General features: G+C 36.8%; 11 protein-coding genes. 9 read left to right on the plus strand and 2 right to left on the minus strand.

Annotated elements, in window-relative coordinates; all coding sequences use genetic code 11:
- Positions 1-537 precede the first annotated feature (537 nt).
- On the minus strand, positions 538-759 hold the full coding sequence (gene sspI / locus M948_RS33815; protein ID WP_021290921.1) for a small acid-soluble spore protein SspI: 222 nt from the start codon (positions 757-759) through the stop codon (positions 538-540).
- Between the two features lie 128 nt (positions 760-887).
- On the opposite strand from sspI, the gene M948_RS33820 reads away from it, so the two are divergent.
- The 3 genes from M948_RS33820 to pheT all read left to right on the plus strand — a co-directional run bounded on the left by M948_RS33820 (position 888) and on the right by pheT (position 5,508).
- The gene (locus M948_RS33820; protein WP_031335474.1) at positions 888-1,628 is read left to right on the plus strand and encodes a TrmH family RNA methyltransferase; all 741 of its coding nucleotides are present in this window, start codon (positions 888-890) and stop codon (positions 1,626-1,628) included.
- A gap of 403 nt (positions 1,629-2,031) precedes the next feature.
- Positions 2,032-3,066, plus strand: a complete 1,035-nt coding sequence (gene pheS, locus M948_RS33825) for a phenylalanine--tRNA ligase subunit alpha (protein ID WP_021290923.1) — start codon at positions 2,032-2,034, stop codon at positions 3,064-3,066.
- 15 nt (positions 3,067-3,081) lie between these two features.
- Positions 3,082-5,508, plus strand: coding sequence for a phenylalanine--tRNA ligase subunit beta (gene pheT / locus M948_RS33830; protein WP_021290924.1), 2,427 nt, complete (start codon positions 3,082-3,084; stop codon positions 5,506-5,508).
- A gap of 44 nt (positions 5,509-5,552) precedes the next feature.
- On the opposite strand, the gene rnhC is transcribed toward pheT, so the two are convergent.
- A complete protein-coding gene (rnhC, locus tag M948_RS33835) occupies positions 5,553-6,488 on the minus strand; it encodes a ribonuclease HIII (RefSeq protein WP_021290925.1) in 936 nt (311 codons plus the stop codon).
- 364 nt (positions 6,489-6,852) lie between these two features.
- Here rnhC and zapA point away from each other — a divergent pair, with 364 nt between their 5' ends.
- The 6 genes from zapA (at position 6,853) to M948_RS33865 (ending at position 14,482) form a co-directional block, all read left to right on the plus strand.
- Positions 6,853-7,116: a cell division protein ZapA gene (zapA, locus tag M948_RS33840; protein ID WP_021290926.1), complete on the plus strand. Its 264-nt coding sequence runs from the start codon at positions 6,853-6,855 to the stop codon at positions 7,114-7,116.
- A gap of 4 nt (positions 7,117-7,120) precedes the next feature.
- Positions 7,121-7,675, plus strand: coding sequence for a CvpA family protein (locus M948_RS33845; protein ID WP_021290927.1), 555 nt, complete (start codon positions 7,121-7,123; stop codon positions 7,673-7,675).
- Positions 7,676-7,904: 229 nt separating this feature from the next.
- Positions 7,905-9,623, plus strand: a complete 1,719-nt coding sequence (gene polX / locus M948_RS33850; protein WP_021290928.1) for a DNA polymerase/3'-5' exonuclease PolX — start codon at positions 7,905-7,907, stop codon at positions 9,621-9,623.
- Between the two features lie 26 nt (positions 9,624-9,649).
- A complete protein-coding gene (locus M948_RS33855; protein WP_021290929.1) occupies positions 9,650-11,998 on the plus strand; it encodes an endonuclease MutS2 in 2,349 nt (782 codons plus the stop codon).
- A gap of 32 nt (positions 11,999-12,030) precedes the next feature.
- Positions 12,031-12,438 (plus strand): DUF350 domain-containing protein, encoded by a 408-nt coding sequence (locus M948_RS33860; RefSeq protein WP_021290930.1) that lies wholly within the window; start codon positions 12,031-12,033, stop codon positions 12,436-12,438.
- Positions 12,439-12,790: 352 nt separating this feature from the next.
- The gene (locus M948_RS33865) at positions 12,791-14,482 is read left to right on the plus strand and encodes a long-chain-fatty-acid--CoA ligase (protein ID WP_021290931.1); all 1,692 of its coding nucleotides are present in this window, start codon (positions 12,791-12,793) and stop codon (positions 14,480-14,482) included.
- Positions 14,483-14,555: the final 73 nt, after the last annotated feature.

Consider the following 14,555-nt stretch of genomic DNA (forward strand, 5'->3'; position numbering starts at 1 on the left):
TCTACTTCATAATTATATGTATTAACAATACCTAAAAAGGATAACAATGAAGTATCTGAATTGGTTATATCACTTTACTAAAACGTAGTCAAATTGTTCCAGATCTGTTCATTTGATGCTGATGATTCTAGCGTGTTTAATGCTTTGAATTCAAACAAAAAACCAGGATTTAAGACCTAAAAATAATAATTAGAATCCGGTAATTTTTTTAGTTAACGCATCTTTTATCACTTGCGTTTTTGAAGATAGGAAAAAATATCTAAATCCAAAATTAAAATTATTATTTTTTGAGTGATTAAAACAAAGCAAGTTCATGTTGATTTTAACGTATCTCTAGTACTTTTTGGTTAATTGTTCTTATTTAAAACAATTATCTAAAAGATTCAAGTGAAGAGTTGTTAACGTTTCTAACATTATCATTCATATGAAGCAAAAACTTGTAGAGAATCGCGGGGGTTCTCTACAAGTTAGCAAGTACTTTCTTGATTTGTTTTTAACGAATGCGTATAGGAGAGAAGGAATGATCAAAATATACACTTATCCGTTTGTAGATTGTTTTACTCCTTGCTCTAGTGCTTCAATCATATCTTGTTTGTCTTGTTCATCTGAATGTTTCCATATCAATTCAAACAAAACACCAAGACCAGGAAGCATTTTTTCTTCCCCATTTTGAACAGCGTCAACAATGGTTGCTTCTAATTGCTCTTGATCATTGGAAGCAATATTCGACAAGATGGCTTTACGTAAATTTAAATCCAAATTCCTCACCTCATTAGATAAAGTAGTACTACTAGCTAAGTGTCTAGAACTAGACTAGAGTTAGTTTGACCTATATTGCTTAAAATATGTATGATAGGATAGACACTAAATAGTGAGGAATGATGATATTGATTACTTCTGTCAAGAATGACAAAGTAAAGGTATGGAAAAAATTACATAAGCGCAAAGAACGATTCAAGACTGGCACATTTTTGATAGAAGGATTTCATTTAGTGGAAGAAGCTTGGAAAAGTAACTGGCAATTAAATGAGATTATTCTTCAGGAAGGGAATCATATTCCTGAATTTTGTAATGACATACCAACTGTATTCGTAAGTGAACAAGTATTTGGTATGATTTCACAGACGAATTCTCCGCAAGGGATTGCTGCAATTATAACCATGAAAGAAGAGTATGTACCAGTCTCAAAAGGCCAAGTATTACTTGTAGATGCAATTCAAGATCCTGGGAATCTAGGTACAATGATTCGTACAGCAGATGCAGCTGGGTTTTCTGAAATAATTGTTGGAGAAGATACAGTTGATATCTTTAATGATAAAGTAATTCGATCCACTCAAGGTTCTTTATTTCATATACCTGTAAGACAGGCTGATCTTCAAATAGAAATAAAACGACTTCAGGAACTTGGGTTCGAAGTGTGGGCTACAGCATTAGAGCATGCAGAAAATTATGCAACGCTCAAGCCATCACAAAAAACAGCATTAATTGTAGGTAATGAAGGTAATGGGATAAAACAAGAATTTCTTTTAGATGCTAATAAAATAGTAACAATTCCTATTTATGGTGATGCGGAATCTTTAAATGTAAGTGTTGCTGCAGGAATTCTTATGTATTATTTAAAAGGATAATGTTGCATCCTTAAAATAAATTCTCTATAATATAAATACAATAATATGTAATGCGTTGAAGGAGACCGATAACCCTACTATCATATGATTATAGGGAGGAATGCCATAGACTGGAAGCATTTCATCATATTGGAAGTTATCATTTCACTCTGGAGCAGATACTTGGACCTTGTAAACAAGTAAAGGTATTCCGGATCGATTCCGTTATCAGGAAGAAGTTGAGCACATTCTGCGTAGTTTCTAGGGATGTGTTAAATAGGGTGGTACCGCGAAGACAAAGCCTCGTCCCTTGTTGGGAGGAGGCTTTTTATATGCAATTTATTTAAAGATTGAACAAAAGTCTGAATTGCCGTTGTTTACAATTACACTGAAAAGGTAGATAAAAAAGGAGGCAGTGCCAAAAATGAGAGAGCAGTTACAAGCAATTGAAAAAGAAGCGCTAGAAAAAATTGCAAATGCAAATGATACGAAAACACTTCAAGATATTAAAGTTACCTATCTAGGTAAAAAAGGGTCTTTAACGAGTGTGCTTCGTGGTATGGGCAAACTATCGAAGGAAGAAAGGCCAGTTGTAGGGGAATTAGCAAATCAGGTTCGTGAGAAGATTACAACGACACTTGAGGAAAAAGGAGAAAAACTGGAACAAATTGCACTTGAAAAACAATTAGAAAAAGAAGCAATCGATGTTACCCTTCCAGGTCGACCAGTAAAAATTGGAGGCCCGCATTTACTAACAAAAGTTATTGAAGAAATAGAGGATTTATTTATAGGAATGGGATTTGAAGTAAGAGAAGGTCCTGAAGTAGAGACTGATTTTTATAATTTTGAATCGTTAAATTTACCAAAGAACCACCCAGCAAGAGATATGCAGGACACCTTTTTTATTTCAAACGAATTGCTTATGCGTACACAGACATCACCCGTACAAGCCCGAACGATGAGAGAGTATGGTGGAAATAAACCAGTAAAAATGATTTCGCCAGGAAAAGTTTATCGTCGTGACACAGATGATGCTACACATTCACATCAATTCACACAAATTGAAGGATTATATGTTGATAAGCATGTTCGGATGAGTGATTTAAAAGGGATCTTAGATACTTTTGCTAAGAAAATGTATGGGGAGGATCGTGAAATCCGATTACGACCAAGCTTTTTCCCTTTTACAGAACCTTCGGTAGAGATGGACATTTCATGTAAAGTATGTCATGGAGATGGATGTTCGGTTTGTAAAGGCTCTGGCTGGATTGAAATATTGGGAGCTGGAATGGTACATCCAAATGTATTATCTATGGCTGGATATAATCCAGAAGTATATAGCGGTTTTGCATTTGGAATGGGGCCTGAACGGATCGCAATGCTAAAATATGGCATTAATGATATTCGTCAATTTTACACAAATGATATCCGGTTTTTGAAGCAATACCATAATGCGTAGGGAGGAAGCTGAGACATGTTAGTTTCATTAAATTGGCTAAAGAATTATGTAAACATAGGTTCAATTAGTCCAGAAGAATTGGCAGAAAAGATCACAAAATCTGGTATTGAAGTGGATGGAATAGAGTATGTAGCAGAAAAAAGCGAAAATGTTGTTGTTGGTTATATTCGTTCTTGTGAAAAGCATCCGAATGCTGATAAATTAAATCTTTGTCAAGTGGATGTAGGGGAAGAAACGTTACAAATTATTTGTGGTGCACCTAATGTAGCGCAAGGGCAAAAAGTTGCGGTAGCAAAGCCTGGTGCTGTTCTTCCGGGAGACTTTAAAATTAAAAAAGTAAAATTACGCGGTGTTGAATCAAATGGGATGATTTGTTCATTGCAAGAATTAGGTATTGAAGAAAAATATGTACCAAAAGATGTGGCTGAAGGTATCTTTGTTTTTCCAGAGGCTGTAACGGTAGGAGAGCCAGTAGAGCCAATTCTAAATTTGAACGATGCTATTTTGGAATTTGATTTAACTCCAAATCGAGCAGATTGTTTATCTATGTTAGGTGTTGCTTATGAAGTGGCAGCTATACTTGATCAACCTGTTAAGCTTCCGAATCCAAAACCTGCCATGGTAGAGGAAGACGCGCATCAGTTTATTTCTGTTGAGGTAGAAGCACCAGAATGGAATCCCTACTATGGGGCATTCATCATTCGTAATGTAACGATTAACCCCTCTCCGCTATGGATGCGTAATTACTTAATTGCCGCCGGGATCAGACCAATTAACAATGTAGTGGATATTACTAATTATGTTTTGTTAGAATACGGTCAGCCACTGCATGCATTCGATTATGATAAATTAGATTCAGATAAGATTGTAGTGCGTCGGGCAAAGGAAGAAGAAGCAATTGTTACATTAGATGAACAAGAAAGAACCTTGTCTAATGAACATCTTGTCATAACCAATGGCAAGGAGCCGATTGCATTAGCTGGTGTAATGGGCGGGTTGAATACAGAGGTAACAGAAGGTACAACCAATGTATTACTTGAAGCTGCATTTTTTGCCGGGAATGCTGTAAGAAATGCTGTGAAATCAACCGGTTTACGAAGTGAATCCAGTACACGATTTGAAAAGGGTATTGACCCAAACCGTGTTAAATTAGCAGGATTACGTGCTTGTGAATTATTAGAGCAGTATGCAGATGCCACCATTTTAAAACATGTTGTAGAATTTGATGAATTGGACCAAACCGAGAAGCAAGTGGAAATGGACACTACTGAAATCAATAAACGCCTTGGTACAGAATTGGAAACGAAGCAGATCGTTGATATACTGCATCGATTACAATTTGCATTCGAACAACATGACGACCAAATTACTGTGTCTGTACCAACTCGCCGTGGGGATATCACCATCTTTGAAGACATGTTAGAAGAAGTGGCTCGTATTTATGGCTATGATCAGTTGCCGTACACCCTTCCGGCAGGTGCATCACAGGCTGGAGCATTAACAAATAAACAGGCAATGATCCGAAAAGTAAAGAGCTTATTAGAGGGCGCTGGTCTGATGGAGAGCCGTACGTATACATTAATAAGTGATAATGCGGTATCCAAATTAATTAGTCCAGAAATTAAGGAAGGACAGTTTGTTCCTATTGAATTAAAGCTTCCTATGAGTGAAGATCATAAATACTTACGCCAAAGTCTATTGCCTGAATTACTACGTGTCATTTCACATAATCAAGCAAGAAATCAAATCGATCTTGCCTATTATGAATTAGGCAGTGTTTTCTTAACGAAAGAAAGAGAATTAACGAAACAACCTGATGAGCGTCTCCGATTGGCTGGAGCAATATCAGGGAAATGGATGGATCACCCTTGGCAACAGGATAATAAAACGGTAGACTTTTATGTGCTAAAAGGCATCGTAGAAAAGCTGTTTGATTATTTAGATGTCTCTGTTTCATTTAATCAAGCTAAGATTGCGGATATGCACCCTGGTAGAACAGCGGAATTAAAGCTCGGTCATAAGAGAATCGGTTTCCTCGGGCAAGTACATCCTAGCTTGCAGAAACAATGGGACTTAAAAGAAACGTATGTTTTTGACATTAATATGGATGAGGTATTTTATGCCTATACTCCATCTCTGACTTATAAAACAATTCCAAAGTATCCTTCAATAGTTAGAGATATTGCCTTTGTATTGGATAAAGATGTCTTGGCTGGAGAAGTGAAAAAGACGATAGCAGAGGCAGGGGCGCCGTTAGTTAAACAGGTTGATGTATTTGATGTTTATCAAGGGGAACACATGGAGGCAGGCAAAAAGTCAGTAGCATATAGCTTGGTTTATCAAGACCCCGAAAAAACCTTAACGGATGAAGAAATACAAGCATCGTTTGAAAAAATTATTGAGGAAGTAACACAGAAATATCAAGCATATATTCGCTCTTAAATAAAAAGACAGTGAGCTAGTGGCTCATTGTCTTTTTTTAAAACTTATAAGTAGGTATTCGCTTTTTTAGTATTAGCGAAATGTGTCTTCCCGCATTTGTTTAAGAAATCCCATCCATATTTATGGATGATCTGCGCAATGGTTTCATCGACTTTTTTTGATGCACCTTTTGGTAGTGTCATCCCGGTAGATTTTGATAAGGCATCCATCTCTTTTAAAAAGCTAGCTCTTGCAATAATCGAACCAGCTGCAACGGCTGTAGAATAGCTTTCGGCTTTGGTTAGAAAGTAGGTGTGAGGTAATAAAGATAATTGTTCGGATCGTATATGCCGCTGGTAGATAGGCGGCTCACAAAATTGATCAATAATGATACCTTCTATTTGCTGCCCTTGTATTTTCTCTTGTAATTTGTTAATGGCGTGTTGATGAAGAACTGCTTTCATCTTCCCTTGTGACCATCCCTTTTTTTGCAGTTGATTATATTTTTCATTGCGTAAAACCATAAGCGAATACGGTATATTCATAGCAGTAATTTTTTTCGCTAATTCACGAATTTTTGTATCGGTTATTGTCTTCGAATCCGTGACACCAATGGTTTTTAAGTAATGAATTTGGTCTTGAGTTAGATAAACGCCTGCTACGGTTATTGGACCAAAATAATCTCCCGTACCAGCTTCATCCGTACCCATATGGTTGGATGTGTATAAGGTAGTTGGTGGGACAAAGGCATGAGGTGTCCTCTGTGAACGAGATGCTGCTTTAGGTGCAACCACTTCATTAGTGTTTGCCCATTTTTTTGATTCTTTTTCTGGTGCTGCACCTTGAAAAAGAACCTTGCCTGACTTATAAGCGGTAATAACTGCCTCGGGTGTTTTAGCTCGAAATATTGCTCCTTGAGGTGTAGTGGTTAACGAGCTTTGATAGTAGTGCTTCATTTGGTATATTGTTTGCTGTGAAAGTTTATAGACTGCCTGAGGCATATGAATCTCTCCAATCTTCATTGTAACTAAAACTATAGCAAACCTTGTTCGATTTAGAAATACATTTACAAAAAATGGTTGGATTCATTTACAGTAGTCGACAGTTTCCTAAACGATATACTTCATGTTAAGATAAGATGAGTACAAAGGCATAAAATCCTACTGAAGCAACTAATAAAGTACATTGGCATTTCTCATTGGTTGCTATCAGCTTAGTTCGCTGTACTACATCTAAATTTATAAGCTTGTGATCATTTTCTGTTACAAGCGGCTAGTAGGTAAGTAACAAATATAACGGTATAGCTCTATTCGTAGCTATCCTTCTATACAAAAACACAATTTAGATTCTGAGGAGGGTAAACACGTGGCCCAGGAAGAAAAAACACGTACGACTGTGGAAATACATAATCGAACTTATACGATCATTGGCACAGAAGCCCAAAGCCACGTCAAATTGGTCGCTAGCTTAGTTGATCAAAAAATGAGTGAAATTCAACAGGCAAATCGGCAGCTTGACACTACGAGATTGGCTGTGTTAACAGCTGTAAATACAATGAATGACTATTTAAAATTAAAAGAGGACTACGCATCTTTATTAGGGTCATTAAAAAAGAAAGAGGATAAATAAAAAAATGATGGATATCGTACTATTAATATTATTGATTTTCGGTTTTTTAATCGGTTTAAAAAGAGGGTTTATTCTTCAATTATTTCATATTGTGGGCTTTATAGCAGCTTTCGTAGCGGCGGCTCTTTATTATGACGATTTAGGACCGAAACTTTCATTATGGATTCCTTATCCTGACTTAGGAGAAAACGGTGAATGGGCGGAATTCTTACAAGCATTGCCATTAGAAAATGGATTCTATAATGCAATTGCGTTTGTGATTATTTTTATTGCAGTAAGAATTATCCTTCAACTGATAGCATCGATGCTAGATTTTGTTGCTTCGTTACCAATTTTAAATTCAGTCAATAAACTTCTAGGTTCTATTTTAGGATTTATTGAAATCTACTTACTATTGTTTATTGTTTTATATATTTTAGCATTAGTACCGGTTGTCCAGGTCCAAACATGGATTAATGATTCTTCAATCGCTTTATTTATGATTGAACATACGCCGTATTTTTCTGAAAAAATTAGGGAATTATGGTTTAATCATATGGCAGATATGTTTACAAATTAATAAATATTGAAAAGGCTGGTTCTAATCAACAGGATTACATTGTATGAAGGTACAAATAAGTAACTGGTTGGGACCAGTCTTTTTATAAGTTTGATAGGCAAGGAACCGTCGTTCAGCCGCTCTAAAATATCCGAAGCTGTATAACTCTGGTGTGTAACGAAACAGCATAAAGTACTCATCTTGGATGGTCAACTGAATGAACAACTATAGACAAGATAGGTGAATGGAAATGAAAGTAAATAAAAAAGATATTATTAAATTAATGGAGAGAATAGCAACTTACTTAGAACTAAAAGGAGAAAACCCTTTTAAAATAAGTGCGTATCGTAAAGCAGCCCAAGCCCTAGAACGAGATGATCGTTCCCTAACGGATATTGACGATTTTACGAAAATAAATGGAATTGGAAAGGGTACAAGTGCTGTTATTCAAGAATATATGAAGAATGGGAAGTCTGAAACATTGCTGCAACTTGAAAAGGAAATCCCTGAAGGCTTATTCCCTCTACTTCAATTACCAGGGTTAGGTGGAAAAAAGCTCGCGAAATTATATCAAGAACTTGGGGTAATTGATGCTTCTTCATTAAAGCGCGCATGTGAAAATGGCCAGGTTGAAAGCCTTGCTGGTTTTGGGAAGAAGTCTGCAGAGAAAATAGTGGCTGCATTGAATGAAGCGGGAAAACGACCTGAACGGTTACCGCTATCTATTATGCTGCCTATCGCTGAAGGTATTGAAGATTACTTGACTCAAATTAACGAAATAGATAAATTCTCTAGAGCAGGAAGTTTGAGAAGAATGCGAGAGACAGTGAAAGACATTGACTACATTATTTCCACTGACTCACCAACTATTATCCGAGACGCTTTATTAAATATGGATAACATAAAAGAAGTTATTGCCAAAGGAGATACAAAAGTTTCGGTAGTTATAGAGGATGTTTATGATATTAATGTTGATTTTCGAATTGTAAAGAAACGGGAATTTGCCTCAACCTTGCATCATTTTACAGGATCTAAAGATCATAATGTTGCTATGAGGCAGCTGGCAAAAGCACGAGGGGAAAAAATTAATGAATATGGAATTGAAGTAGAAGAAACGCACGAAGTTCTTACATTTGATACGGAAGAGGAATTTTTTAATCATTTTAACTTAACTTATATTCCACCAGAAGTAAGAGAAAATACAGGGGAAACAGACGCGTTCAAAACGACGTACCCATTACTAGCGTTGGATGATATAAAAGGTGATTTACATATGCATACAACCTGGAGTGATGGGGCGCAGTCAATTGAAGAGATGGTCAACCAGGCACGTTCTAAAGGGTACTCGTTTATTGCGATAACGGATCATTCCAAGTACTTAAGTGTAGCCAATGGCTTAAATGAAACAAGACTACGAAAGCAACGGGAAGAAATTGCGAAGCTAAATGAAAGGTATCATGATATTCGAATATTTTCTGGAGTAGAAATGGACATCTTACCTGATGGACAGCTAGACTTTTCAGAAGATTTTCTTCGAGAAATGGATTTTGTAATCGGAGCTATACACTCCAGCTTTAATCAAACAGAGGATAAGATTATGTATAGATTAGAAACCGCGTTAGAGAACCCTTATGTTTCGTTAATTGCTCACCCAACAGGAAGGCTGCTTGGTAGACGAGAGGGATACCGAGTTAATGTCGAAACACTTATTGAAAAGGCGAAACAAACTAATACGGCATTGGAGATAAATGCGAACCCAAACCGACTTGATTTATCTTATGAGTGGGCACGTATAGCGCAAGCGAATGGAGTGAAGCTGGCAATAAATACAGATGCCCATAACTATCAAATGCTAGAGCATATGAAGTATGGAGTAGGAGTAGCGAGGAAAGGCTGGGTTAAACAAGAAACGGTTTTAAATACGTGGTCTCCAGATGAGCTAACAGCCTTCTTTAATCGTAATAAATAAGATAGCTTAAAGGAGTAGTAAAAAACATGAATGATCGAATTCTTCGTGTACTTGAATATAATAAAATAATTGAACAATTAATAAATCATGCAGAAACGAGTTTAGGAAAGGATTTGGCTAAGCAGCTAAATCCTTCTACAGAGATGGAAGAAGTGGTACATTTACAGCAAGAAACGGATGAAGCTTCACAAATACGCAGATTAAATAAATCCATACCATTGGGCGGCATTTTTGATATCCGTGCAAGTTTAAAACGAAGTTCTATTGGTGGAGTTCTCACGACAAGTGAATGTATGGATGTAGCTAGTACGATTTATGGTGGAAGACAGGTAAGGGACTTTATTATGAAGTTGGAAGAAGAATTACCTATTTTAAAAAAGTATGCAGAACATATTACTTCATTACGTGATTTAGAACGGCATATTAAAAGCTGTATTGATGATCATGGCCAAGTGATGGATAGTGCATCCCAAAAGCTTCGAGGTATTCGTTCATCAATACGTACATTTGAAAGTAGGGTGAGAGAAAGGTTAGAAAGCTTTACAAAATCGAAAAGCAGTATGTTATCCGATGCTATTATCACCATTCGAAATGATCGCTATGTCCTTCCCGTAAAGCAAGAGTATCGTGGAGCAATTGGTGGGATTGTTCACGATCAATCAGCATCAGGCCAAACACTCTTTATGGAGCCAAAAGCAGTAGTGGATTTAAATAATCAATTACAAGAAGCAGTTGTTAAAGAGAAACAAGAAATAGACCGGATACTAAGGGAACTAAGCAATCATATTGCAAGCGAGGAGGGTTTTTTACAGGAGAACGTTCGTGTATTAGGGCAGATAGATTTTATTGCTGCACGAGCCAAACTTGGTGAATCGATGAAAGCAGCAATGCCTCGTATGAATAACGATGGCATAATAAAAATGCAGCAAGCACGTCATCCTCTAATTGATAAAGAAGCTGTTGTAGCAAACGACATAGAAATTGGTAATACGTTTACTTCGATTGTTATTACTGGACCAAACACGGGTGGCAAAACCGTCACATTAAAATTAGTCGGTCTATGCACGTTAATGGCGCAGTCAGGTTTACAAATACCTGCTTACGATGGTTGTGAACTTGCAGTTTTTAAGCAGGTTTATGCTGACATCGGTGATGAGCAGTCAATTGAGCAAAATTTAAGCACGTTTTCTTCTCATATGACAAATATTGTGGATATTTTAAAACATGTGGATGATCAAACGCTTGTATTGTTTGATGAATTAGGTGCAGGTACCGATCCACAAGAGGGAGCAGCTTTAGCGATGGCGATTTTGGATGAAGTAATAAGTCGTGACGCACGTGTCATCGCAACAACACATTATCCAGAATTAAAAGCATATGGATATAATCGTAACCAAGTTGTTAATGCATCTGTAGAGTTTGATGTTCAAACATTGCAGCCAACCTATCGTTTGTTATTAGGGGTTCCTGGCAGAAGTAATGCGTTTGAAATTTCAAAAAGGCTTGGACTTCATCAATATGTTATTGAGGAGGCACAGAAGCATGTCGGTATCGATTCGAAAAGTGTGGAGAATATGATTGCTTCACTTGAGAAGTCACAAACAAATGCGGCAAAGGACTATGAAGAGGCTTATCAGCTTTTAGAGGAAACCGAAAAACTTCATGGTGAGTTGCAACGTGAATGGAATCAATTGATGGAAAAACGGGAAGTCTTGTATCGAAAAGCCGAAGAGAAAGCAGAAGCTGCTATTAAAAAGGCACGTGAAGATGCGGAGTTGATTGTAGAAGAGATTCGCAATATGCGAACAGAGGCTGAATGGAAAGAACATGAATGGATTGAAGCTAAGAAAATACTTGATTCGACAAAACCGCAACTTACTTCGAAACAAGAGAAACAAAAATCCTACGGTGGTAAGCAGGAGCAACAGAAAGAACTTCAGGTTGGAGATGAAATAAAATTACTAACCATTAACCAAAAAGGTACTGTTTTGGAGAAAGTAAATGAGAATGAATATCTTGTACAAGTTGGAATTATGAAAGTTAAAGTAGAACGAAAAGATTTACAGTTGTTAGGTAAAACGAAACAATCGGTTGAGAAACCTCTAACAACTATTAAAGGATCGACTTACCATGTGAAAACGGAGCTTGATCTACGTGGAGAACGCTATGAGGATGCATTATTAAAATTAGAAAAATATATTGATGATGCATTATTAGCTGGTTATCCAAAGGTATCAATTATCCATGGAAAGGGTACAGGTGCATTACGAAAGGGCGTACAGACATTTGTAAAAAATCATCCTCGAATTAGTGAAGCAAGACCAGGCTCGTCGAGTGAAGGTGGTAGTGGTGTTACCGTTATTAGTTTGAAATAGTCTGATATATCGGGGTGAAGGATATGTATTTGATGGCAGCTTTTTGGGAAAATATCGTTGTAGAAACAGCAGCCAGATATAGTGTAGTAATCTTATGTACGCTTGTGTTCTTAGCAGTGTTTGAAGTTGTAACGACATATAAAAATTGGGAAGAAATCAAAAAAGGAAATTTTGCAGTGGCGATGGCAACAGGAGGTAAGATATTTGGAATTGCTACCATTTTCCGTTATTCCATTGAACATAACGATACACTGCTGCAAAGCATAGGCTGGGGAGTCCTTGGGTTCCTGCTGCTTCTTATAGGCTATTTTATTTTTGAATTTTTAACGCCGATGTTAAAAGTAGATGAAGAGATTGGTCGTGGAAATAAAGCTGTTGGATTTATATCCATGATGATATCGATTGGACTAGCTTTTGTCATTGGAGCAAGTATAGGATAAGGAGAGGAATACATGGTTCTAGACAGGTTAGCGAAAATTTTAATCGTTGTGGCCGTTGTATTTATTGTGGTAGGAATTATATGGCTTATATAAATAAAATTTTTGATATAATTACTTGCCCGGTGAAGTTATAGCTTGTAGAAATAGTTTCCGCTGTTTTCTACAAGCTTTTTTTGTAAAAATGTATAAAACTTAGCGTTGAAAAAACGGAAAAAAACACCTATATTTATCAGTCCATTCCGATGATTCTATATTGACAAATAAAAATGTAATAAAAAAGTTACATTAAATTTTAAAAAATTGAAATTAATCGGTATAATAGGTATAAAATAAGATAAAAGGAGGAGAAACCATGGAAAACACAAAAAGCTGGCATCAACATTATCCACCTGAGATTAAGCCCTCTATGCATTATGACGAAAAACCATTACATTCATTATTACAAAAAAGCGCAGAACGTTTCCCGAAAAAGAAAGCGCTTCATTTCATGGGTAAAGAGTTAGCTTACGAAGAGCTCTACACACAAGCAGCTAAAATGGCTAATTATCTTCAAATGCTTGGGATGGAAAAAGGCGACCGAATAGCTATCATGTTACCCAACTGCCCGCAGTCAGTGATTTGTTATTATGGTGCTTTAATGGCTGGCGGTATCGTTGTGCAAACCAACCCGTTATATAAAGAAAGGGAACTACAGTATCAATTGAATGACTCGGGAGCTACCTTTATCGTATGTCTGGACGTTTTATTGCCGCGAGTGACTAATGTAAAGGACAATACCGATCTTAAACATACAATAGTTGCATGTCTGAAGGACTATTTACCATTCCCCAAAAACATCATTTACCCATATATTCAAAAAAGACAATATAATATGGTAGTAAAAGCAGAGCAAGGAGAGGATATGCATACATGGGAATATATTATGGAAACGGCCAGAGCAACCTATGAGCCAGTAACGATTGATTCAAAAGAAGATTTGGCTTTATTACAGTATACCGGTGGAACAACAGGATTTCCAAAAGGAGTCATGTTAACACATTATAATCTGGTATCGAACGTAGAAATGTGTGACGCTTGGGTATACAAAACAAAACCTGGTGAAGAAATTGTGTTAGGGGTATTGCCGTTTTTTCATGTATATGGAATGACTGCTGTTATGAATAATTCGATACTTATTGGTGCGAAAATGATCCTGCTACCTAAATTTGACCCTACGGAGGTATTGAAAACCATTCACAAACAAAAACCAACATTGTTTCCTGGGGCACCTACGATTTATGTTGGTTTGTTAAATCATCCAAAATTAACAAATTACGATTTATCATCAATTGAAGCTTGTATCAGTGGATCAGCTCCTCTACCAACAGAAGTACAAGAGCAGTTTGAGGAGGTAACTGGGGGGAAGTTAGTTGAAGGTTATGGTTTAACTGAATCATCCCCGGTAACACATGCCAATTTTGTATGGCATCAACGAAGGAATGGTAGTATTGGTGTACCATGGCCGGATACGGATTCAAAGATCTTTAATATGGAAACAATGGAGGAAGCCGCAATTGGAGAAGTTGGGGAAATTGCAGTAAAAGGGCCTCAAATAATGAAGGGATATTGGAATAACCCTGAAGAAACGGATCAAGTATTGAAAGATGGATGGCTGTTTACAGGTGATTTAGGTTATCAAACAGAGGATGGCTATTTTTATATTGTTGATCGAAAGAAAGACATGATAATTGCTGGTGGGTATAATATTTACCCGAGAGAGGTAGAGGAAGTTCTATATGAACATGAGGCAGTACAGGAAGCGGTCGTTGCTGGTATTCCCGACCCATACCGTGGAGAAACAGTAAAAGCATACGTTGTGTTAAAACAAGGATTTAATCTAACAGAGGAAGATCTTAATACCCATTGTAGAAAGCATTTAGCCGCTTATAAAGTTCCAAAGAAATATGATTTTCGCGATGAACTTCCGAAAACAGCAGTAGGTAAAATACTACGCAGACAATTAGTCGAAGATGATACGAAAATAGAAGAAGCAACAACTATTTGAGCGAAAAGCTCTTTTTTTCCAATAACAAGTACAAGCTATCTATTGACATTAAGGGAAAAAGAAGCTATCATTA

Source organism: Virgibacillus sp. CM-4, from assembly GCF_000445495.1.
In the GTDB taxonomy this organism is placed as follows: Bacteria; Bacillota; Bacilli; order Bacillales; family Amphibacillaceae; genus Virgibacillus; species Virgibacillus salexigens.

What these genes read in the sequence shown, in the direction of transcription:
- pheS (WP_021290923.1), top strand. Translation starts at nt 2,032, where the DNA reads ATGAGAGAGCAGTTACAAGCAATTGAAAAAGAAGCGCTAGAAAAAATT.
- pheT (WP_021290924.1), top strand. Translation starts at nt 3,082, where the DNA reads ATGTTAGTTTCATTAAATTGGCTAAAGAATTATGTAAACATAGGTTCA.
- rnhC (WP_021290925.1), bottom strand. Translation starts at nt 6,488, where the DNA reads ATGCCTCAGGCAGTCTATAAACTTTCACAGCAAACAATATACCAAATG.
- M948_RS33845 (WP_021290927.1), top strand. Translation starts at nt 7,121, where the DNA reads ATGATGGATATCGTACTATTAATATTATTGATTTTCGGTTTTTTAATC.
- polX (WP_021290928.1), top strand. Translation starts at nt 7,905, where the DNA reads ATGAAAGTAAATAAAAAAGATATTATTAAATTAATGGAGAGAATAGCA.
- M948_RS33855 (WP_021290929.1), top strand. Translation starts at nt 9,650, where the DNA reads ATGAATGATCGAATTCTTCGTGTACTTGAATATAATAAAATAATTGAA.
- M948_RS33860 (WP_021290930.1), top strand. Translation starts at nt 12,031, where the DNA reads ATGGCAGCTTTTTGGGAAAATATCGTTGTAGAAACAGCAGCCAGATAT.
- M948_RS33865 (WP_021290931.1), top strand. Translation starts at nt 12,791, where the DNA reads ATGGAAAACACAAAAAGCTGGCATCAACATTATCCACCTGAGATTAAG.